Origin of the sequence: Vreelandella maris (assembly GCF_013371085.1) — a bacterium.
GTDB lineage: Bacteria > Pseudomonadota > Gammaproteobacteria > Pseudomonadales > Halomonadaceae > Vreelandella > Vreelandella maris.
This window is the reverse complement of sequence record NZ_JABWCV010000008.1, coordinates 20,203-43,000: the sequence shown is the minus strand read 5'-3', so window position 1 is coordinate 43,000 and position 22,798 is coordinate 20,203. Positions and strand designations below refer to the sequence as shown.

16 protein-coding genes are annotated in these 22,798 nt (G+C 55.9%); 5 read left to right on the top strand and 11 right to left on the bottom strand.

The genetic code is table 11. The features are described from left to right. Nucleotides 1-10 precede the first annotated feature (10 nt). From gltB to pilM, 8 genes are all read right to left on the bottom strand, one after another. Complete coding sequence (gltB, locus tag HUO07_RS08615) at nucleotides 11-4,453, bottom strand: glutamate synthase large subunit (RefSeq protein WP_176303236.1); 4,443 nt, start codon at nucleotides 4,451-4,453, stop codon at nucleotides 11-13. A 491-nt stretch (nucleotides 4,454-4,944) separates the two neighbouring features. After that, nucleotides 4,945-6,051 (bottom strand): 3-dehydroquinate synthase, encoded by a 1,107-nt coding sequence (gene aroB / locus HUO07_RS08610; protein WP_176303235.1) that lies wholly within the window; start codon nucleotides 6,049-6,051, stop codon nucleotides 4,945-4,947. Continuing rightward, the gene (aroK, locus tag HUO07_RS08605; RefSeq protein WP_008958864.1) at nucleotides 6,048-6,635 is read right to left on the bottom strand and encodes a shikimate kinase AroK; all 588 of its coding nucleotides are present in this window, start codon (nucleotides 6,633-6,635) and stop codon (nucleotides 6,048-6,050) included. Before aroK ends, aroB begins: the two co-directional genes overlap by 4 nt. Next, complete coding sequence (locus tag HUO07_RS08600) at nucleotides 6,635-8,713, bottom strand: type IV pilus secretin PilQ (RefSeq protein WP_176303234.1); 2,079 nt, start codon at nucleotides 8,711-8,713, stop codon at nucleotides 6,635-6,637. Before HUO07_RS08600 ends, aroK begins: the two co-directional genes overlap by 1 nt. A gap of 14 nt (nucleotides 8,714-8,727) precedes the next feature. Further along, nucleotides 8,728-9,264, bottom strand: coding sequence for a pilus assembly protein PilP (locus tag HUO07_RS08595; protein WP_176303233.1), 537 nt, complete (start codon nucleotides 9,262-9,264; stop codon nucleotides 8,728-8,730). Next, the gene (locus HUO07_RS08590) at nucleotides 9,261-9,920 is read right to left on the bottom strand and encodes a type IV pilus inner membrane component PilO (protein ID WP_176303232.1); all 660 of its coding nucleotides are present in this window, start codon (nucleotides 9,918-9,920) and stop codon (nucleotides 9,261-9,263) included. Before HUO07_RS08590 ends, HUO07_RS08595 begins: the two co-directional genes overlap by 4 nt. Beyond that, on the bottom strand, nucleotides 9,917-10,534 hold the full coding sequence (locus HUO07_RS08585) for a PilN domain-containing protein (protein ID WP_176303231.1): 618 nt from the start codon (nucleotides 10,532-10,534) through the stop codon (nucleotides 9,917-9,919). The genes HUO07_RS08590 and HUO07_RS08585 overlap by 4 nt, the downstream gene beginning before the upstream one ends. Then, complete coding sequence (gene pilM / locus HUO07_RS08580) at nucleotides 10,531-11,592, bottom strand: type IV pilus assembly protein PilM (protein WP_176303230.1); 1,062 nt, start codon at nucleotides 11,590-11,592, stop codon at nucleotides 10,531-10,533. The genes HUO07_RS08585 and pilM overlap by 4 nt, the downstream gene beginning before the upstream one ends. Nucleotides 11,593-11,794: 202 nt before the next feature. Here pilM and HUO07_RS08575 point away from each other — a divergent pair, with 202 nt between their 5' ends. Beyond that, a complete protein-coding gene (locus HUO07_RS08575; protein ID WP_176303229.1) occupies nucleotides 11,795-14,323 on the top strand; it encodes a penicillin-binding protein 1A in 2,529 nt (842 codons plus the stop codon). Nucleotides 14,324-14,415: 92 nt separating this feature from the next. Here HUO07_RS08575 and HUO07_RS08570 read toward each other — a convergent pair whose 3' ends face one another. Genes HUO07_RS08570 through HUO07_RS08560 form a run of 3 tightly spaced genes read right to left on the bottom strand, consistent with a single transcriptional unit; the run spans nucleotide 14,416 to nucleotide 17,967 of the window. Next, nucleotides 14,416-16,434, bottom strand: coding sequence for a TRAP transporter permease (locus HUO07_RS08570; RefSeq protein ID WP_176303228.1), 2,019 nt, complete (start codon nucleotides 16,432-16,434; stop codon nucleotides 14,416-14,418). A gap of 32 nt (nucleotides 16,435-16,466) precedes the next feature. Continuing rightward, nucleotides 16,467-16,979, bottom strand: a complete 513-nt coding sequence (locus HUO07_RS08565) for a DUF1850 domain-containing protein (protein WP_176303227.1) — start codon at nucleotides 16,977-16,979, stop codon at nucleotides 16,467-16,469. Between the two features lie 28 nt (nucleotides 16,980-17,007). Next, nucleotides 17,008-17,967, bottom strand: coding sequence for a TAXI family TRAP transporter solute-binding subunit (locus HUO07_RS08560; protein WP_176303226.1), 960 nt, complete (start codon nucleotides 17,965-17,967; stop codon nucleotides 17,008-17,010). A gap of 328 nt (nucleotides 17,968-18,295) precedes the next feature. Between HUO07_RS08560 and csiR the strand changes: the two genes are divergently transcribed. From csiR to HUO07_RS08540, 4 genes are all read left to right on the top strand, one after another. Then, complete coding sequence (gene csiR, locus HUO07_RS08555; protein WP_176303225.1) at nucleotides 18,296-19,000, top strand: DNA-binding transcriptional regulator CsiR; 705 nt, start codon at nucleotides 18,296-18,298, stop codon at nucleotides 18,998-19,000. A 102-nt stretch (nucleotides 19,001-19,102) separates the two neighbouring features. Next, nucleotides 19,103-20,281, top strand: a complete 1,179-nt coding sequence (locus tag HUO07_RS08550) for an acyl-CoA dehydrogenase (RefSeq protein WP_101145785.1) — start codon at nucleotides 19,103-19,105, stop codon at nucleotides 20,279-20,281. A 70-nt stretch (nucleotides 20,282-20,351) separates the two neighbouring features. Beyond that, complete coding sequence (locus HUO07_RS08545; protein WP_176303349.1) at nucleotides 20,352-21,566, top strand: CaiB/BaiF CoA transferase family protein; 1,215 nt, start codon at nucleotides 20,352-20,354, stop codon at nucleotides 21,564-21,566. A gap of 305 nt (nucleotides 21,567-21,871) precedes the next feature. After that, nucleotides 21,872-22,666, top strand: a complete 795-nt coding sequence (locus HUO07_RS08540; protein ID WP_176303224.1) for an EAL domain-containing protein — start codon at nucleotides 21,872-21,874, stop codon at nucleotides 22,664-22,666. Nucleotides 22,667-22,798: the final 132 nt, after the last annotated feature.

Genomic DNA, 22,798 nt, shown 5'->3' with positions numbered 1-22,798 from the left:
CATAAGCGAGTTATTGCGGCTGACGCCGAGACTGATCCAGCAAACTACCTAAGCTGGCCGCTTTTGGCTTCACCAGCCAGAAGTGGCGCGCATAGTCGCTGAAGTCTTCCAAAATAGCCGCCCCGCGCGCGGAACCCGTCGCGGCCACGTAGGCTTCGATCATTTCACGAAGGTGACGACGATACGCCTCCATGGCCTCTGTGTTAACGCGATGAATCTCCACCAGCTCGTGGTTGTATTTGTCCACGAAGGTGCGCTCTTCATCCAACACATAGGCAAACCCACCGGTCATACCGGCGCCAAAGTTAACGCCGGTTTCACCAAGCACACAGACCAAGCCGCCGGTCATGTATTCGCAGCAGTGGTCGCCTGCGCCTTCAATGACTGCTGAAGCACCGGAATTACGCACCCCGAAGCGCTCACCCGCGGTACCGGCGGCAAACAAGGTACCGCCCGTTGCACCGTAAAGGCAGGTATTGCCAATAATCGCCGTTTTATGGCTCTCAAACTGACTGACCTTGGGCGGCACAATCACGATACTGCCACCGTTCATGCCCTTGCCGACGTAATCGTTGGCGTCGCCTTCGAGATACAGGTTCAAGCCACGCGCATTCCACACCCCAAAGCTCTGGCCTGCTACACCAGTAAAGCGAGCAGTGATCGGCGCCGTTTCCAGCCCTTCTTCACCATAGCGCTTGGCAATCGCGCCAGACGTTAGCGCTGCCACGCTACGGTCACAGTTGGTGATGGTAAAGTCGAACTCACCGCCCGAGCGATTTTCGATGGCGTCTTTCAGCGCTGCCAGCACTTCCTGGTTCTTGGCACCGGGGTCATGCGGCACGTTGCGGCTGACCTTACAGAACTGCGGCGCATCTTTAGGCACAAAGTCATTCGCTAACAGCGGCGTTAAATCAAGCTTACGCTGAGAAGCGGTATTGCCTTCCAACACTTCAAGCAAATCGGTACGCCCGATTAGATCGGTCAGCTTACGTACACCCAGCATGGCCATCAGCTCACGCACTTCTTCGGCGATAAAGCGGAAGTAGTTTTTGACCATATCCACGGTGCCACGGAAATGCTCATCACGCAGGAAATCATCCTGGGTCGCGACACCGGTGGCGCAGTTATTGAGGTGACAGATGCGCAGATATTTACAGCCCAACGCCACCATGGGTGCAGTACCAAAACCAAAGCTCTCAGCACCCAGAATCGCGGCTTTCACTACGTCGAGGCCGGTTTTCAAGCCGCCATCGGTCTGCAGGCGAATCTTGTCGCGCAGGCCGTTGATACGCAGCGCTTGGTGCACTTCAGGCAAGCCCAATTCCCAAGGAGAACCGGCGTGTTTGATCGAGGTCAGCGGGCTGGCCGCCGTGCCGCCATCATAGCCGGACACGGTAATCAAATCCGCATAGGCCTTGGCCACCCCGGTAGCGATCGTGCCGATACCCGGCTCAGACACCAGCTTCACCGATACCTGGGCATCTGGGTTGACCTGCTTAAGATCAAAAATCAGCTGAGCCAAATCTTCGATAGAGTAAATATCGTGGTGCGGTGGCGGTGAAATCAGCGTGACGCCGGGCACCGCATAGCGCAGCCGGGCAATCAACTGGTTCACTTTACCGCCGGGCAGCTGACCACCTTCACCGGGCTTAGCGCCCTGGGCGACTTTGATCTGCAACACTTCTGCATTGACCAAATAAGCGGGAGTAACACCAAAGCGGCCAGAAGCGATCTGTTTGATTTTCGAGCTACGAATAGTGCCGTAACGAGCCGGGTCTTCGCCGCCTTCACCAGAGTTGGAACGGCCACCGGCTTCGTTCATCGCCTGGGCCAGGGCTTCGTGGGCTTCCGGTGAAAGCGCACCCAGTGACATACCCGCGCTGTCAAAACGCGGCAGCAGCTCTTCAACCGGCTCTACTTCCTCCAGCGCAATCGGGGTTTCCGCAGGCTTGAGCTTGAGTAGATCGCGGATGGTGGCGACCGGACGCTCGTTAACCATTTGAGCAAACTTTTTCCACTTGGTGTAGCTGCCTTCCTGAACCGCCGCCTGTAGCGACATCACCACATCAGGGTTATAAGCGTGATACTCGTGGCCGTGAACATACTTGAACATGCCACCTTGAGAAATCCCTTTACGCGGAATCCAAGCGTCTTTCGCCAGCAGCGCCTGCTGCATCTGCAGCTCGGCAAAACCGGCGCCCTGAATCCGCGAGGCCATACCGACAAAGCAGAGATCCATTACTTCGTCCGCCAAGCCCACCGCCTCGAACAACATCGAGCCACGGTAGGAGGCCAGCGTCGAGATACCCATTTTAGACAGGATCTTGAACAAGCCTTTCTGCAGGCCTTTACGGTAATTCTCGCGGCCATCAGCCGGGTTACCGGTTAGCTCGCCGGTACGGTGCATATCCGCCATGACCTGATAAGCAAGCCACGGATAAACCGCCGTCGCGCCCACGCCAAACAGCACTGCCATTTGGTGAGCATCACGGGCATAGCCAGTTTCCACCACGATATTGGCATTGGGACGCAGCGCCAAACGGCCTAAGTGAGAGTGCACAGCACCCACAGCCAGAGCAGCCTGAATGGGAATCAGCCCTTTCGCCAGCTCGGCATCGGTGAGTACCAGAATGACTTTACCAGCGCGCACCTGTGCTTCGGCCTCTTCACAGAGCGCCTTGAGCGCCTGATGAAGACTCTGCTGCTCAAGATCGTAACCCAGTGACATGGTGTGGCTGGCAAACGCCGGATCATCCTGGCTGACCAACGCGGTAAATTTGCGTGGCGACAGCACCGGCGTGGTCAAGATCAAGCGATGCGCGTGCTCAGGCGTCGCTTTAAAGACGTTGAGTTCAGCACCACAGCAGGTTTCCAACGACATCACGATCGCTTCACGCAGCGGATCGATCGGCGGGTTGGTGACCTGGGCAAACTTCTGCCGGAAGAAATCCGTCAGCAGGCGCGGACGACTGGAGAGCACCGCCATCGGTGTATCGTCGCCCATAGAGCCAACGGCTTCCTGACCACTTTCCGCCAGCGGACGCAGCACTTGGTCGCGCTCTTCAAAGCTCACTTGGAACAGTTTCTGCTGAACGTTGAGCGAATCGGCATCCATGCTCTGGAAACGCGCAAGCTCGGTTAGCGCCGATTCTAAATAATTGGCCTCCTGCTTTAACCAACGCTTATAAGGATAGGCGGATTTCAGGCGCTCATCGATATCGGTGGTATGCAGCACTTCGCCGGTCTGGGTATCTACGGCAAGCATCTGGCCGGGGCCAACACGGCCTTTGGCCACCACGTCTTCCGGTTTATAGCCGTAGGTGCCCGTTTCCGATGCCAACGTGATATAGCCGTTTTTGGTAATCACCCAGCGCGCCGGGCGCAGGCCGTTACGGTCCAGCATACACACCGCTTGGCGACCGTCGGTCATCACCACGCCCGCCGGGCCATCCCACGGTTCCATGTGCATGGAATTGTATTCGTAGAAAGCACGCAGTTCAGCGTCCATGGTCTCTACGTTCTGCCAGGCGGGCGGCACCATCATGCGTACCGCGCGGTGCAGCTCCATGCCACCGGTCAGCAATACTTCCAACATGTTATCCATACTGGAGGAGTCAGAGCCGGTGGTGTTGACGATTTCGTCCAGCTCGGCGATATCCGGCAGGCGCTCGTTAACGAAGTTGGCTTTACGCGAGTTCGCCCAGCCGCGGTTGGCTTCAATCGTGTTGATCTCACCATTGTGCGCCAACAGCCGGAACGGCTGTGCCAGCGGCCAACGCGGCGCGGTATTGGTAGAGAAGCGCTGGTGGAAAACGCAAATGGCAGTTTCCAGGCGCGGGTCATTCAAGTCGTGATAAAAGGCCGGCAGATCTTCTGGCATCACCAAGCCTTTATAGGAGATGACTTCCGACGATAGCGAAGCGACATAGAAGTCTTCTTCGTCGCGCAGCGCCTGCTCGGCGCGGCGACGGGCCATAAAGAGATCAACATCGAAGTGCTCACCCAGGCCAGGCTGTACAAAAAGCTGACGAATACGCGGCAGGCAGTCCAGCGCCATGGGGCCACAAACGCTGGGGTCGGTAGGCACATCGCGCCAGCCCAACACGTTGAGGCCGCGCGCTTCAAGCTCACGCGTTAAGGTATCGCGGGCATTTGCTTCACGGGCGTCATCGTTGGGCAGAAACACCACGCCCACAGCAAAGCGTTCGCCCAATTCAGCGTCAAACGCCTCTTTGGCCAGCGCCTGCATAAAAGGAGTGGGCATTTTAAGTAGCAAGCCACAACCGTCGCCGGTCTTTCCGTCGGCAGCGATACCACCCCGGTGGGTCATGCAGGTCAATGATTCAATGGCAGTTTTCAGCAAATCGTGGCTAGCCTGGCCTTCCATATGGGCAATCAGGCCAAAACCACAGTTATCGCGAAACTCGCCAGGCTGGTGAAGACCTCTATTCATGGGCGTGCCTCTACTAGTCAACGTATTTTTTTAGCAGCGTGCTTATGGTATAAAGGACGGTTTTGCTTTTTTATGATGCTTATAACCTGCCCAGAATGGGTGTTTCCCACGTTCGCTGCCGCAAGAAAATGGCCGGTCAGCATAGCGATTAGCGCCCACGTTGCGCAATCATCTGGTGCTTATAACGTTAGAGAAACTCTTTTCAAATCCTGTATTTGCACTCTCATTCAAGAAAAAAATACATATACTTCAAAGGCTTGTAACGAAAAGAAACGACACTTTTGGACTCTTTATTTTCCATTAGACTTTAGTCTCATTCACAGAAAACCGCCCATGCCGATAGCGCATAAGGCATACGGATTATTGAAAACGTAGCAACCGGGTTAAGTTTACAGACAGCTTTCTCAGCGCAAAGAAACTGTTAAAACTGCCCCGCTAGGGAGCAGCTTTGCCGGGAAGGAGAAAGTAATAGAAAGGAATTGATAGGCCACTTAGCGGCGCGGATAGTCATCCAGCAGTGTGCGGAGAACATCAACGGGCGTGGCATCGCTAACGCAGGCATCGCCCAGGGCGTTAAGTAGCACCAGACGCAACCGCGTATCGATATTTTTCTTATCCAACCGCATACGAGCTAAAAAGTCTTCACTCGCCATGTTGGCCGGTGCTGCTAACGGCAACTCGGCGCTCTCAATGACCGCCAGGCTACGCGCTAGTGCTGCTTCATCGATCCAACCCAGCCGGTTTGAGAGCGTAGCCGCCATGGCCATGCCCGCGCCTACGGCTTCGCCGTGCAGCCAATTGCCGTAGCCCTGATGGGCTTCAATGGCGTGGCCGAACGTGTGCCCCAGGTTGAGCAGTGCACGCACACCCTGCTCGGTTTCATCTTCGGCAACGATATCTGCCTTGATTTGGCAACTGCGCGCAATAGCGTCGGCGACTACTTCCGGTTCTACGTCGAGTAGCGCGGGCATATTGGCTTCCAGCCAGCTTAAAAACGCTTCATCACGGATAAAACCGTACTTGATAACCTCGGCAAGGCCAGCGGAAAGCTCGCGACGCGGCAGGCTCTTCAGGGTATCGATGTCCACCAGCACGGCTTTGGGCTGCCAGAAGGCACCAATCATATTCTTACCCAGTGGATGGTTAACGCCGGTCTTGCCCCCTACCGACGAATCCACCTGGGAAAGTAGCGTGGTGGGCACCTGGATAAACGCCACGCCGCGCTGATAGGAAGCGGCTGCATAACCGACCATATCGCCAATCACCCCGCCCCCTAAGGCGATCAGAGTACAGCGGCGGTTAAAGCCAGCTTCAAGCAGCGCATCCCAAATGCGGCTGACCTGCTCAATGGTTTTGTACTGTTCGCCATCAGGCAGCACGACTGTGCGCACATCTAAATGCTCCGGCAGGCTAGCACAGAGTTTTTCCAGGTAGAGCGGCGCGATAGTCTCGTTAGTGACCACCATTACCTGATTTCCCGCCAGGTAAGGCGTCAATGTATCCGCTTGACCGATCAGCCCGGTGCCAATATGAATCGGGTAGCTACGCTCATCTAAAGCAACCTGAAGTGTGCGTTGCGCGCTGGCGGTCGAGGTCATTGCGATACCTTATTATGGTTAAGCGGTCCAGCCGAATGAGGCGAAGAGGAGGGTTCAAGCGGGTCCACCAGCCGATGCACCCGGCGCAGGATCTCATTCACCACCGCCCGCGGGCTGCGCCGGTCGGTGCGCACAGCAATATCCGAAGTGGCACGATAGAGCGGGTCGCGCTGAGCAAACATGTCATTGAGTACCTGTTCGCGGTTAGCGCACTGTAGCAACGGGCGATTGCGATCTTTCGCAGTCCGCTTTAGCTGCTGGTCGACGGTGGTCAACAGATACACCACGGTGCCGCGCTCGCGCAGTGCGCGGCGATTTTCTTCGCGCAGCACCGCCCCGCCGCCGGTAGCGACAACCACGGGGGAGAGACGGGTTAACTCATCAATCATATGGATTTCGCGCAGCCGAAAGCCCTGCTCGCCTTCAACATCGAAAATCCACGGAATATCCGCCCCGCAGCGGTCTTGAATGGCGTGGTCACTGTCAAAAAATTGGCGCGAAAGCTCCGCCGCCAATAGGCGGCCAATGGTGCTTTTGCCGGCCCCCATGGGGCCTATGAGAAATAAATTGGGTAAATCCTGCATCAGCGAACCGTTAAGCCATCGTCTAGGAGTCGTGGAGTAATAAAGACTAACAACTCTACCTTCTCATTGCTCTCTTCGGTATAGCGAAACAGTCTACCCAGCAAAGGAATATCACCCAATAGCGGTGTTTTAGCAATTTGACGCAGCTCTTCGGTGGTTAAAATACCGCCTAATACCACTGTTTGGCCGTTATCAACCAGCACTTGGGTCTCAATCTGATTGGTATCAATCGGTGGTTCGCCGCCAAATTCTGATTCACGGAAGCTATCATTTTTGATGACCAGATCCATGATAATGCGGTTATCCGGGGTAATCTGCGGCGTGACTTCCAGCGAGAGCTCGGCTTCTTTGAACTCGGTATCCGGGTTGTCGTTGCCATCCACGCTCTGGAAGGCGCGCTCTTCACCCTGGCTGATGCGGGCAGTACGCTGATTGGCGGTAATAATGCGAGGCTGGGAGATAGTCTGGCTCTTGCCTTCGCTCTCCAGCGCGCGCAGCTCCAAATCCAATAAGATATCGCCAGATAAATAGCCAAAACTAAAACCGGTGCCTGGCCCCGTAGCGGCACCCAAATCGACGGCCAAACCGCCTTGGGCACGGTTGATGCCATTAGGATTGATATCACGACGAGTGAAATTGCCATCTTCACCTTCTTGAAAACCGCGTGTGCTCGACATCCCCCAGTTAATACCCAATTCGCGTGAAGCGGTGTCTCGGGCGATGACAATGCGCGCTTCTATTTGTACCTGGCGAACGGCGACATCCAAACGGTCGATGGTGCGTACAATATCGCGCACCTGATCGGCGGTATCCTGTACCAGCAGCGTATTGGTGCGATTATCAATACTGACACGGCCGCGCTCGGTGAGCAGCCCAAAGCCATCGCCGCCACGCAGCAGCAGGGCCAAATCCTCAGCCCTGGCATACTTGATCTCGATAAACTCAGTCACCAGCGGGGAAAGGGTTTTACGCTGGTTACGCGCCTCTAGCTCTTGTCGCTCTAGCTCAGCCAACTCACTGGCGGGCGCCACCACAATCACATTGCCCTGTTCACGGCTCGATAACCCCTGGCTTTGCAGAATCAGTGCGAGCGCCTGATCCCACGGGACATCATTTAAGTTGAGCGTCACACGGCCGGTGACGCTGTCACTGGCAACCAAGTTCAGCCCGGTAAATTCAGCCAGCGTCGCTAGCACTGAACGCACTTCGATATCCTGGAAATTAAGACTCAAGCGTTCGCCATTGAAGCGCTCGCCTGTCGCCTGAGAGGGCTGTGACTCCTGGCTGGCGGGCTGCACTTCCACTGTCAGCGTGCGGCCACTTTGCGAAGAGATCATCGCATAAGCGCCCTGGGTGGCGATGGCTAACTGGGTGTCGCCCTGGTTGGCGCGGGGCGTAATCCGGGTGATTGGCGTGGCAAAATCGGTGACATCGTAGACCTGATTAAGCGAATCCGGAATCGCCACGTCGCGCAGGTCAACCAGCACTTGGTCAGGGCCACCTTCTCGGACGTTCGCCTCAACCCCTTCGCGGTCAAAGGTAACCAACAAGCGACCAGCACCATCGGCACCGCGCTGGAAATCGATATTTTCAATTTGTGGCCCTTCGTCGGTTTCAAGCCCCGCCGAAGAAACACCGGCTGAGGGCGTGGGCGAAGGGTTAGGCGATGCGGTCGGCGCGGGGGTTGCGCCAGATGCAAAGGTAATACGTAACCGACCTTCCTGCACGCTGGTCGTAAATGCCTGCGGTTCGCTGAGATTGACCACCAAGCGCGTGCGGCCATTGCCTTCAAGGGCGGTAATTTGTTCGACGCCGTGGCTATTAATGCTCAAACGTCGGGTGGCGAGCCCATTTTGGGTGCCAGCCAAATCAAACGTGACACGCGGCGGTGATTCCAAACGGTAGCTGCGCAGCTCGGGCACGCCACCAGTGAAGCTAAGATCAACGTTGGCGCCACCGCTGTCGGCGGGCTGCACGTCAACATCCGTCAACACTGACGCTACTGCCAATGAAGGCAACAGTGAAAATAGGGCGGCCATGGTCATTAAAAAAGTGATTCGCCAAACTGTAACTGCCATGAGCTAATATCCGCTTACTCGTTGTTTTCGTTGATAGCAAGCGACACTTGCCGCTGTTGCCAACCTTCCCGCTGGGTAAAGACACGCTCGGTAACACGAATTTCTTGAGCGCTTATCTGGGCAATGCGTCCATAGTCGGTGCCCATATAGTTGCCCTCTTTCACGCTGGTCACATTGCCATCAGGAGAGGCGATCATCGCCACTTGCCGCCCCGCCATACGCATCGTACCGACCAAACGCAGGTCCTGCAGAGAAAAGCGCTCTAGTGGCTCAGGGGTACGCTGCTGGTCAGGCGCAAGCGCGCCCTCGCTACGATTAGCGTCATCCTGAGCAATGGCATCTGGCGGTAAAAAGGGGCTGCGGTCTTCGCTATACAAATAAGCCAAGGTACGACTTTCAGGCAGCGCAACCGCAATGACCGGCGGCTGACCGCCTGGTGACTGACGAATATTGGCCAACGTGCGTTCCAGCTGAGTTAACTCGGCATCCGCACAGGCCGTGAGCAGCACCACACTTACCATTATTCCTATGAGCTTAGCTGTGCGCGTCATAGTGGCTCCGCCCCGTCAGTTGGGGGCTGGTCGCCCGGTTCCAGGTAACGATAAGTGCGGGCCAGTAGCGAAAGGCGCAGCGTATCGCCACGCTCCTCTACCGGCTCCAAGGTAAAATCGTGCTGGGTCACCATGCGGGGTAACGACGCGATATCAGCACTAAAGCGTGCCAACTGGTGATAGTCACCGCGTACCTGTATATCCAGCGGCTGCTCGACATAATGGGGCTGGGTTAGCGTTGGACGCAGCCGAATCGTTTCAATGGTGAGCCGGTTGTCAACGGCGGCATCGCTAATGCTATCAAGCAGTGAAGGGATCTCCGCATCGGTGGGCAGCATTGTGCGTAAACGCGCTATTTGCCCCTCCAGAGTCGCCAACTGTTCGCGCATTTCCGGTAAAAAGGCGGCTTCCGAGGCTTTACTGCGGTATTCGCTCAGCAGCCTAACCTCTGCACGCTGCGCCGCCCTAAAGGCTTCCCGCTGTTCGCTCACAACGAACCACAGCATAACGCTCAATGCTGCCAGCAGTGCCAAACAACAGCTCAACACTTTTAGCAGCAATGGCCATCCACCGGCTTCTTTAATGTCTAAATCGCGCCAATCGACATCGCGCAGGCGCTGCCACTCGATAGCCCACTGCTCGCGATTAAGGCTCATGACGCCCCCTCTTCTTCCTCATCCTGTTCTGCCACACCCTGCTCTTCCACATCTTGAGCAGCGCCTTGCGGCACCGCGACTGTGGTCTGCTCCACATCAAAACGAAACACGCGACCAGCGCCGTTCTGTTCGCTCTCCACCGCCGACAGCGAAGGCACGCCCAACCCTGGCAGCGCTGCAATACGGCGCAACTGCTCAGAGACCTGGCGTTCGCTGCCGGCCACCGCTGTGACACTGACTTGAGCGCCGTTTTTAGCTAACCGTTGATAAATAACGCCGTTAGCCACGCTATTAGCCACGTCATTAAACAACTGCACAGTGGCTGTTTGCTCATTCTGTAACGCCTGAAACACCGCAATCTGCTCACCTAGGCGTTCGGCATCACTTACGTAGCGTGACACGCCCGCGATATCCGCATTAAGGCGTTCAATATGATCACTCACATAAGCATTGCGCTGCTGCTGGGCCACCAATTTAAGCTGGTAATAATGGGAGATCAGCAGCCCCAGCGCGACGCCCAGTATCAGCATACCGATCACGACGACATAAAATTTGCGGGTATTTCGCTCACGCTGCGCTTCCCGCCAGGGCAGCAGGTTAATATTCATGCTCATTGGCTCACCCGCATTGCCAAGCCACCCGCGGTGAGCATCGCCGGCGCATCATTGGTCAACGCCTGAAGGTTTAAGCGCTTATTGACCCGCATGCGCTGGAAGGGGTTGGCAATGGTCACCGACATACCACTATCTTCAGCAATCCGTTCGGCAAGCCCAGGAATCACGCTCGACCCGCCTGCCAACACAATGTGTTGCACCTCTTGCTGACGCCCGGCGGTATAGTAAAGCTGCAAGGAGCGCCCCACCTGCTGCACCACGGTTTCAAGAAAAGGATTGAGGACGCGCTCATGGTAATCATCAGGTAGTCCACCACGTTTTTTAGCGAAACCGGCCTCTTCCATGCTCAAGTCATAACGCTCGCGAATCGAGTCAGTAAGCTGGCGGCCACCGAAAACGGTGTCGCGGGTATAAACAATATGGCCACCACGGACAACGTGAAAGGCGTTCATATTAGCGCCAATGTCTACCAAGCCAACGCAGGCGGTCGGGTCATTCTCTACCTTTAGCTGGCGACGCAATTCGGCAAGCGAACGCTCCATGGCAAAGGTTTCCACATCCACTGCCGAAGGCTCTAAGCCAGCGCGCTCTAACGTTTCCGTGAGCTGGGTAACATCCTGCTGACGGCAGGCCACCAGCATGACTTGCTGCTGCTCATCGTCAAAGGGGGCGGGGCCAAGGAATTCAAAGTCGAATGCCACTTCATTGAACGGAAAAGGAATATGGCGGTCGGATTCAGCCACAATGCGCTCTTCAATTTCCTCTTCGCTTAGCCCGATAGGAAAGGTCAACGTTTTGGTAATCGCGGCGCTGGCGGGAACGGCCACTGCTGCTTTGCGGGTAGAGGGTTTGGCATGCTCCACGGCCCGGCTCAGTACACTGGCGACGTCATCAATATCGCGAATACGGCGTTCGACCACTGCGCCTTCGCGTAACGGCCTCACCGCGTAGCTTTCTACTTGGTAGTTATCGTGGCACTGTTTTAGCTCAAGCAGCTTTACGGTCGCTGATGTAATATCGACGCCGATCAACCCTTTACCAGATTTCAGAAAGCGCATATTGGGTTCGGCTCCGCCTACTTGTCGCCTGTCTTCACATGTCGTTTGAGGTTACATGATTTTTAGTTAAGTCACACGCGAACCAACTTACGGCATATCAACACTGGTGGCCGCCGCCTCAGGTTCCTATAATGGCAGCCAATTGCATGATACGGCCGTTTAGATGCCTATCTTTTTATTCTTTCCAGGGTGCCCTTCGTACATGACGTTTCTTCGAACCCTTATTGTGTCGCTCTTTTTCCTGATTGTATCGCTAGTCGGTGCCACTGCGTTAGCCGTAGTAGGCGCCGCCATTTACTTTGCACCGGGGCTGCCCGACGTTCGCCAACTGCAGGACTTCGAACTGCACACGCCGCTACGTATTTTTACCCAGGACGGTAAATTGATTGGCGAATTTGGTGAAGAGCGTCGCATGGCGATCAATTTTGATCAAATCCCACAGGATATGATCAATGCCTTGATTGCCGCCGAGGATGCCAGTTATTTCGACCACGCGGGTGTCGACCCGCGTGGTTTAGCCAGGGCCGCGGTGGAGCTTGTGCAGAGTGGCGGCACCATCCAATCCGGTGGTTCAACCATCACCATGCAGGTCGCGCGTAACTACATGCTGACGCTGGACCAGACCTTTACGCGTAAAATTCGCGAAATTCTGCTGGCACTGCAAATGGAGCAGGTACTCAATAAAGAGGAGATATTCGAGCTTTACGTCAATAAGATTTTCTTGGGTAATCGCGCTTACGGTATCGCTGCCGCCGCTGAAACTTATTATGACAAACCGCTCGCCGAGCTGAATCTGGCACAAACAGCGATGATTGCTGGCTTGCCCAAGGCGCCCTCTGCCTTCAACCCGCTGGCTAACTCCGAGCGTTCGCTCATTCGTCGTAACTGGATTCTGTTCCGCATGCGTGAACTGGGTTATATCGACGACGAGACTTATCAAGTCGCGGTGCAGGACCCCGTCACCGCACGCCGCCACTTTACCCAAGCCGAGGTTGATGCCGCTTATGTATCGGAAATGGCGCGCCAGTATGCAGTAGAGCGCTTTGGCGATGAGGCTTACACCGGCGGCTATCGTGTCTACACCACCATTGATAGCGAGCTGCAGCCCTACGCCCGCCAAGCACTGGCCAATGGTTTGACGGACTACGACCTGCGTCACGGCTGGCGCGGGCCAGAGCAGAGCGACATTGCCTCCAGTCTTGTGGAAGCACAGGAGCAAACCGCGACCCAAGGCCTTGAAGAGGAACTTTCCGAGTCGCCGGAAATTCGTCAGACCGCCCGTCAGGCCGCCCAGCGCAGCCAAACGGAGGTCGAGGGGATCGAGGGTGACGTCAGTAACTGGGTCCAGGTGCTTGAACGCACGCCCAATTACGGCATTCTCCAACCCGCTATTGTGGTCGAGAGCAGCGATCGCGAAATGCAGGTGCTTACCCGCCGTGGTGGCCTACAGACCATTGCCTGGGAGGGCTTGAACTGGGCTCGTCCTTATCTGAGCCCGCGTAGCCGTGGTGCCGAGCCAAGCTCAGCGGCTGAGATTGCGGTACGTGGCGATCTAATCCGCGTGATTGAGAATGATGATGGCTCGCTGCGCCTCTCTCAGCTCCCGGATGCCGAAGGCTCGCTGGTGGTGCAAGACCCGCAAACAGGCGCTATTTTGGCTCTGCAGGGCGGTTTTGACTTTAATGCCAGTAAGTTCAACCGTGCTGTCCAGGCCCGGCGTCAATCGGGCTCAATCTTCAAACCGTTTATTTATTTAGCGGCCCTTGAAAATGGCGAGATGAACGCCGCCAGCGTGGTTAACGATGCCCCCGTGGTACTTGACGATGGCAGTAACTCATTGTGGCGGCCGGTCAACTCTAGCCGCGACTTCCAAGGCCCCATGCGCTTACGCCCAGCGTTGGCCCGCTCGCGCAATTTGGTGACCATCCGTGTGCTGCAGACCATGGGGCTGGATTACACAATTAACTTCTTGGAAGGTTTCGGCTTCTCCCCCGCCCAACTCCCCAACGGCTTATCATTAGCACTTGGCAGTGCCAGCTTAACGCCGATGGAAATGACCAACGCCTACGCAGTGCTCGCCAATGGTGGCTTTCAAGTGTCACCTTGGTTTATTGAGCGAGTAACCCGTGATGATGATAACGAAGTCATCGATGAAGCGACCCCCCAGGTTGCCTGCTCCAGTTGTGCCGAGGGTCAGGAGACGGTGGAAATTGATGGTCGCGAGTACCCGATCGCCAAACGAGTAGCCGACCCGGCCGCGGTGTATATCTTGCGCGATATGCTGCGTGACGTTATTACCTCGGGCACTGGCCGCGGTGCGCTAAGCCTTAACCGTGACGATATCGTCGGCAAAACCGGTACGACTAACAGCCAGCGTGATGCCTGGTTTGCGGGCTTCAACAGCAACCTGGTAACCACGGTGTGGGTGGGTAAGGATAGTAACGAAACCATTTCTGAATATGGGGCTCAGGCCGCACTACCCATCTGGATAGAGTTTATGGGCGATGCCTTGGAAGGTACGCCGAGTGCCGTGCCCGAACGCCCAGAGACTATCGTTACGGCACGCGTGGACCCTAACACCGGCCAGCGTTTAGCGGACGGTCAGTCTGGTGGTATCTCTGAGCTGTTCCATCAGGATCATTTGCCAGATTACCAGCAGCGCCGCATTAGCCGTGAGCTTGAAGAAGCCAGCGGTTCACAGGGGTCAGGCACCGCCGAGTCGATCTTCTAACCCAGCCAACCTTTCTCTCACCAAACAAAAGGCCCGGAGCTAAACTCCGGGCCTTTTCGTTTCTTGCTAGGGTTTTCGTTCACCGCTAACAATCAACCGCTAACGGGGGTTGCCTGTGATTCGCGTTTGCTGGCCAACCAGTTAGCACCAATGGCAACCACCATTACCGCCACACCGGCAATCTCGCTGAGCAGATTGGGGTAGAACACGGCAATAATCGCGGCGGTAATCGCGATGCGCGGCAGCCAAGACATGCGGGTAAACAAGTACCCTTCCAAGGCTGCGGCAAAAGCACCCAATGCCAAAATAGCGATCACTGCGTTCCAGATCACCACGGGTACCGGCCCGCCCATAATGATCTCTGGATTGAAGACCATAAACAGCGGAATCAGGTAGAGCCCCTTAGCAAACTTCCACGCCTGGAAGCTGGTCTCCATCGGCTTACTACCCGCAATCGCCGCCCCGGCAAAGCCTGCCAAGGCGATGGGCGGCGTCACGTTGGAGTCTTGGGAGTACCAGAACACCACTAAGTGAGCGACCAGTAGCGGGATACCAAACTCTTGGGTAAGCGCAGGGCCCACCAGCACGATCAAGACGATATAGCTGGCGGTAACCGGCAGCCCCATGCCCAGCACCAGGCTAGCCAGCAGCACCATTAATAGTGCCAGTAAGATATTACCGCCGGAGAAAGCCAACATCATGGAAGAGAACTTCAACCCGAGACCGGTCAAGCCAACGATCCCGACGATGATACCGGCCACCGCACAGGCCATTGACACCGCGACCGCGTTACGCGCACCCAACTCCAAACCTTCGATCAATTTGGCAATACCGGCGCGGATGGTATCTTTCACCGCCGAGGCAGTCACCGGCTGGCCTTGGCGAGGCGCTACAAAGAAGAACCACAGCGCATAGCGAATCACCGCCACGGCCACCATGGTGACCACTGCGTAGTAGCCTACCCGCATCGGCGACATGCTCATCGCCAGCAGCCACACCAGCACCGCTAGTGGCAGCAGGAAGTGCCAGCCCTCTTTCATTACCTGGCGCATCTGCGGCAGTTCGTCCTTGGGTAACCCCTGCATGCCTTGCTTAAGCGCAATGATGTGAACAAACAGGTAAACCGTGGCGAAATACATAATCGCTGGCAGGATACTGACTTTGACGATATCCAGGTAAGGCGTATTGGTGTATTCGGCAATCAAGAACGCCCCGGCGCCCATTAGCGGTGGCATGATCTGCCCACCAGTCGACGCCGCCGCTTCGATACCGCCCGCCTGCTTGGCCTTGTAGCCCAAGCGCTTCATTAGCGGAATGGTAAAGGCACCGGTGGTGACCACATTAGCAATCGCACTGCCGGAAATAGACCCCATCCCGGCGGAGGCCAGCACCGCTGCTTTGGCGGGGCCACCACGCTGGCGGCCCGTCGCCGCATAGGCCATATCGATAAAGAACTTGCCTGCCCCGGTACACTCCAAAAAGGCACCAAACAGCACAAAGATAAAGATATAGGTCGCCGCAACGCCTAGCGGCAGGCCAAAGATGCCTTCTTGCCCCAGGTACAGCTGACCGGCGACCCGATCAAAGGTGTAGCCGCGGTGTTCCAGAATGCCCGGCATCCACTCGCCCAGCCATGGCAGCTCACCCCGCGGCCCGGCAAAGGCATAAACGATCGCCAGCAGGCCAATCACCGTCATACCGAAGCCTACCGCGCGACGGCTGGCTTCCAGCACGGTTACCGTGGCAATACAGGCAACCAGAATATCGGTACTGTTCCAAAACCCGGCACGGCTGAATATCTCATCCAGGTTGAAAACCAAGTAGCCGCCGGTCAGCACCGCACCGGCTAAAAACACCACGTCCAGCCCCCAACCTAACACGCCCCGTTTGCGGGTCGGGCCAAAGGCGGGAAACATCAAAAACGCCAGCATCATGATCAATGCCAGGTGAATGCTGCGCTGATAAAAAAGCCCTAACGGCTGAATACCCGCAGAATAGAGCTGAAATAGGGAGAGACCCACCGCCACAATGGTTATTGACCACAGCACCATGCGGGGTTGAATCGCATTACCGCCCGGCATCACGCTCGGCGGTTGCTTGGATTCGTTCATGAAGTCCTCGGAAGCGTTAACTAATGTCGTTTTTATTCACGCGGGGATGCGTGAGGGGCGATTAGCTGAATGGTCACGCGTTGCCCAGCCGCGTGGTCACTTAGGCTCACCGGCGCATGCTCCCCATCGGGCCACACGACGCGATGGTTGACGGCAGGAGAGCCAACTCTCAACACATACCGGTTATTGGCGACTGGCTCGTTAATACCCTTAATCCAGTAACCGCCTTCACCGTCAGACACCTGCTCACCGCGGCCAAAGATATGCCCGAGCCCGGCGGCAAAATCAGGTTGATGACTACGCTCCAGTTGCATGACACCGGCCGCATTACGATAGCAATCCAACACCGTAAAATGCTCGACGGAGTGCTGCCATTTAATGCACCAGCGACCACCCGCAGGTACCGCTTCATCTACCAGGGTGTCGCCTTGTTGGGTCACGACGGCTAGGCGCATAAACGCCGACGCCGAAGCGGGGGAAGCCCCCACTTCGGCGAACGGCAAACATGCAATCAGTAGCGCCAACAGTCGTTGCTGCCACTGCATGGCAATATCCTTCAATGCACTTTAGCGGTTACTGACGTAGACGATCCGGAATTTCAGCGCCCACTTCTTCGAAATAGCGCAGCGCACCTGGGTGCAGCGGCACAGGCGTAGAGTTCATGGTGAACTCGACTGTCGTGTCATTAGCCGCAGGGTGAACCGCAATTAGCTCGTCAGTGTTTTCAAACAGCAGTTGCGTCAATTGGTAAGCCAGCTCTTCGTCCATGTCGGCATTAACGACGAGAACATTAGGAATACCAATGGTAGTAACGGCTTCATCCATACCGTCGTACATACCGGCTGCAAGCTCATAGGGAGCAAATACCGCTTCTTCTTCCTGAGCGTTGGCAATCTCTTCATCAGACAGGCCAATCAGGCGAATATCGCGTGTTGCGGCAAGGTTAAGAATAGAGCTGGTCGGCGGACCCACGCTCCAGAAACCGGCGTCGATATCACCGTCACGAATCGCATCAGCGGTTTCGTTGAAGTTAAGGCGCTGGGGCGTGAAGTCGTCATAGCTAATGCCATTGGCTTCGAGCAAAGCACGAGCATTTAATTCGGTACCACTACCCGGCGCACCAACGGAAACCCGCTTGCCTTCAAGATCAGCGATCGATTCGATATCAGATTCAGCCAGCGTCACTAACTGCACGGCATTCGGATAAACCGACGCCAATGCGCGCGTATTTTCGATCTGACGGCCTTCGAAATCACCGCTGCCGGTAAATGCCTGGTAAGCCGTGTCGGCCAGTACCAATGCTAAATCAGCGTCCCCGCGCATGATCAGACCCATATTTTCTACCGACGCACCGGTGACTTCAGCAGTCGCCTGGGCGCCTTCGATATGGTTGTTGATCATTTCGGCAAAACCACCACCGATAGGATAGTAAACGCCACCTGTGCCACCGGTCGCGATAGAGAGTTGTTGGGCGCTTGCAGGGAGCGCGACCGCGAGCATAGATGCAGCTGCTACATATTTTAGAGTTCGCATGAGCGTTTCCTCCGTCCTGTTTGGACTTATAGGTATGGTTGACAATAAAAGGAGGTGTTGAAGCCCCAACTTCTGCATGCCGTAGAGGCGTATGCGGAAGCGGTGGTGGAGAAGTTAGCACGGCTTATGCGTTGGATGCTAATGAGGGCTATCAGCGCAGCACCACCCTTAATTAGGCTTCGATCTTGAGATCAGGCTTTAATAGAGGTCGACGCAGAAAAATGTTGAAATTCTGTATAAATATATTCCTCTATGCCAAATTGTTATTATTTACTCATAATAGTCGATAACTCTACTCTTTCGTCAGTTGCCCAGGAGCCTTACCGCTATGGAGCTCAATGTTTTTGAGAAAGGCGCTCCGCGCCAGAATCTGGCCATCAGTGCTTACCAGCAACTCAAGCATGACATTATTCGAGGCCTGTACGCTCCAGAGCAGAAGCTGTTGATGAGCCGTCTGAAAGAGCAGTACGGCGCCAGTACCGGGCCGCTGCGGGAAGCGCTCTCACAGCTGGTGGCAGACCGCTTAGTGGTGGCGATCAGCCAGCGTGGCTACCGGGTGGCCCCAATGTCGCTGGCCGAACTCAACGACATTTACGATGCTCGAGCACAGCTTGAGGGGTTAATCCTGCGTCTAGCCATCGAGCGCGGAGATGACGACTGGGAAGCCATGGTGCTGGCCACGGCCCACCGGCTGGCCAAGGTCACCGATGTCAGCACCCCGGATGAGCTGCTCGACATTTGGGACCAACGCCACAAGGCATTCCATACCGCTATCGCCAGTGGCTGCAACTCCCCTCACCTGCTGCAGATGCGCGATACCCTGTTTAACCAGGTGGAGCGCTACCGACACCTATGGCTACAGGAAACCGTGATGTCACCCCAAGCGCTGGAGCTAAAGCGCCAGGAGCACGCCGCGCTGGTGGAGGTCATTCTAGCCAGGGACACCGCCCAGGCCGACAGCTTAATGCGCGACCATTTGATGACCCCGGTGCCGATCATTACTCGCGTGCTTGAGGCGCGCGGCATTCGCTAAATTCTGCGTTTTAAAAAAATGTAGATATTTTATAAAAACGGCGATACATTGATTGTCAGCTATTTTGCATTTATTCCTGCCCACGAACTTAGGAATCACGCCATGACACACTTTAACTGGGACGACCCGCTGCTACTGGAACAACAGCTCACCGACGAAGAGCGCCAGATCCGCGACGCGGCCTACGATTACTGCCAGGAAAACCTTCAGCCCCGCGTGCTGACCGCCTTCCGCGAAGAGCGTTTTGACCGCGAGATCATGACCGAAATGGGCGAGCTTGGCCTGCTGGGCGCTACCGTTTCCCCCGAGTACGGCGGTGCAGGCGTTAATCACGTCGCCTACGGCCTGATTGCTCGCGAAGTCGAGCGCGTTGACTCCGGCTATCGCTCCGCCATGAGCGTGCAGTCGTCGCTGGTGATGTACCCCATCGAAACGTATGGCTCTGAAGAGCAGAAGCAAAAATTCCTGCCTAAGTTGGCCAGCGGCGAGATGGTGGGCTGCTTTGGTTTGACCGAGCCCGACCACGGCTCCGACCCTGGCAACATGATTACCCGGGCGGAAAAAGTCGACGGTGGCTACCGCCTGACCGGCGCCAAAATGTGGATCACCAACAGCCCGATTGCCGATATCGCCGTGGTTTGGGCAAAGTCAGCAGCCCACGATAACCAGATCAAAGGCTTTATCGTTGAGCGCGGCACCGAAGGTTTCACCACGCCTAAAATCGAGGGCAAAGTCTCGCTACGCGCCTCCATTACCGGTGAGATCGTGCTGGACAACGCCTTCGTTCCCGAAGAGAACCTGCTGCCTAACGTTAGTGGCCTGAAAGGCCCATTCGGCTGCCTGAACAAAGCCCGTTACGGCATTGCGTGGGGCGTCATGGGTACCTCTGAATTCTGCTGGCATGCCGCACGCCAGTACACCCTCGACCGCAAGCAGTTCGGTCGCCCGCTGGCAGCGAACCAGCTGATCCAGAAAAAACTCGCCGACATGCAAACTGAGATCACCCTGGGCTTACAGGCAGCGCTGCAGGTAGGCCGCCTGATGGATAGCGGTAACTGGGCGCCGGAAATGGTCTCGCTGATCAAGCGCAACAACTGCGGCAAGGCACTGGATATCGCCCGTCAATCGCGCGACATGCACGGCGGCAACGGCGTTTCTGATGAGTACGGCGTGATTCGCCATATGGTCAACCTGGAGTCGGTGAATACCTACGAAGGCACCCACGATGTGCACGCGCTGATTCTGGGCCGCGCACAAACGGGTATTCAGGCGTTCTTTTAAGAATCCCTGAATGACGACCGCCCGTTAAACGCCATCAGCCAAGGAAACCGCCTTTATGAGTAAGCCCCTTATGAGCGAGCCAACCAAACCACTGGCCGGCATTAAAGTACTCGATATCTCCCGCGTACTGGCCGGGCCGTGGTGTGGTCAGATGCTCGCGGATATGGGCGCGGATGTCATCAAGGTTGAACGCCCCGGCAGCGGCGATGACACTCGCCATTGGGGCCCTCCTTGGCTGGCGGGCACTGAAGAGTCGGCGTACTACCTGTGCGCTAACCGCGGCAAACGCTCGGTAACCGTCGATATGGCCAAGCCCGAAGGCCAAGCGGTAATTAAGCAGTTAGTCACGCAATCGGATGTGCTGATAGAGAACTTTAAGGTCGGCGGACTCAAGCGTTATGGCTTGGATTACGCCAGCCTGAAAGCGCTAAATCCCAAGCTGATCTACTGCTCGATTACCGGTTTTGGCCAGGAAAGCCCTTACGCCCACCGGGCGGGTTACGACTTTATGATTCAAGCCATGGGCGGGATTATGAGCCTAACCGGCAAGCCCGATGACGAACCTGGCGGCGGGCCAGTGAAGAGCGGCGTCGCGTTTACCGATATTTTTACCGGGCTGTATGCGGCCAATGCGATACTCGCCGCGCTTTATCAGCGCCGCGATAGCGGCGTTGGTTGCCATATTGATATGGCATTGATGGATGTCCAGGTGGGTGTGCTCGCCAATCAGGCGTTGAATTACCTGACATCGGGCAATGTGCCTCAGCGGCTGGGTAACGCTCACCCTAACATCGTGCCTTACCAGGCGTTCGCCACCCAAGATGGCCATATGATCATGGCGGTCGGCAATGACGAGCAGTTCAAGCGTTTTTGCATGGTGCTTTCGCTACCAACCTTGGCTGAAGACCCACGCTTTGCCACCAACGGCGCCAGGGTGAATCACCGGGCACTGCTGGTACCGCAATTGGAAGCGGCGCTGGCCCAACGCACCACCGATGAATGGCTGGCCGCCTTTGAAGCGGTCGGTGTGCCCTGCGGGCCGATCAATACGCTCGATCGCGTCTTCGATGACCCGCATGTAAAAGCGCGCGGGCTCAAACAGACCCTGCCCCACGACCAAGCGGGCCACGTTGATCTAGTGGCCAATCCTATCCGCTTTAATGGCGCTCAACTGAGTGCCACCACGGCGCCGCCCCACTTGGGCCAACACACAGAAAGCGTGTTGGAAGAGCTTGGGATTACTCCAGAGCAGCGTATGGCGCTTCGCGAAGCGGGCATTATTTAGCCGCGTTTTTGTCGTCAAAACCACTTCCTTTCTTTAGCGCCTGAATAGGCGCTTTTTTTATGCCTTTTTACTGAAAGAAAAGCGGTAAGCAAAAGCGCGATACAAGCAACATTGCTATACAAAACCTATACCGATACTGTATTAAGATTTAAACTCGTCATTGCAGAAACTAGGCAGCAATAACTAAGCATTACAAAAATTGGGCATCGCAAAAATATGCATCGCAAAGCGCTTCCATATAACGTAAAGAATGCGCTTTTTTCCAATGAACGCTTTAGCGACAATTGACACCATCAGGAGTAGCAATGAGCCAGTGCGCACGCGTTAACGGCAGCTGTAAACGCTGTGAAGGCGAATTGCCTTTTGCATTCACCATGGCTTTTCAGCCGATTGTGGATTTATCACTGGCTGAAGTCGTCACTTACGAGGCACTGGTTCGCGGTATGCAAGGCGAGTCTGCTGGGAGCGTTATTTCGCAAGTCACGAGTGATTTGCTCTACCGCTTCGATCAAGCCTGTCGCGTGAAAGCGATCGAAATGGCCAGTGCACTGGGCATGCAAACCAATCTTTCGATTAACTTTCTGCCCAACGCCGTTTACGAACCCGACGCCTGTATTCAGGCAACGCTAGAAGTATCAAAGCGGGTGGGCTGGCCAACGAACCGGCTCATTTTTGAAATCACCGAAACCGAGCGTGTCCGCGACCGCCAGCACCTATGCAATATCATTGATGCCTATCGCTCGATGGGTTTCAAAACGGCGCTCGATGACTTTGGCAACGGTTACGCCAACCTTGACCTGCTCACTGATTTAACCCCTGACACGCTCAAAATCGATCGTGAATTAGTGATGCACTGCGATAGCAACCCGCGCCGCCAAGCACTGTTGAACGCTATCATTTTACTTGCCCAAGAGCTCGACATGGCACTCATCGCCGAAGGCGTAGAAACCCGAGCTGAGGCATTGTGGCTGGCCCGGGCCGGTATTGTCCGCCAGCAGGGATTTTATTTTGCCAGGCCCGCGGTGAACGCCCTTAGCGGCGACTTGACGGAGCACCTTCAAGAGTTGCGCCTGGCGGTTAAAACGCTAAACAGGGCTTAATTCTTCCGTTATCGTTAGGACAGGCCGCAACCGCTATGTAGCAAGCTAAACAGGCGAGGCGTAATCGCGTTGTCATTGCATCGTCACCCATGTAAGTAACGCTATTAGGCACTATGCTTACAGATACGCACT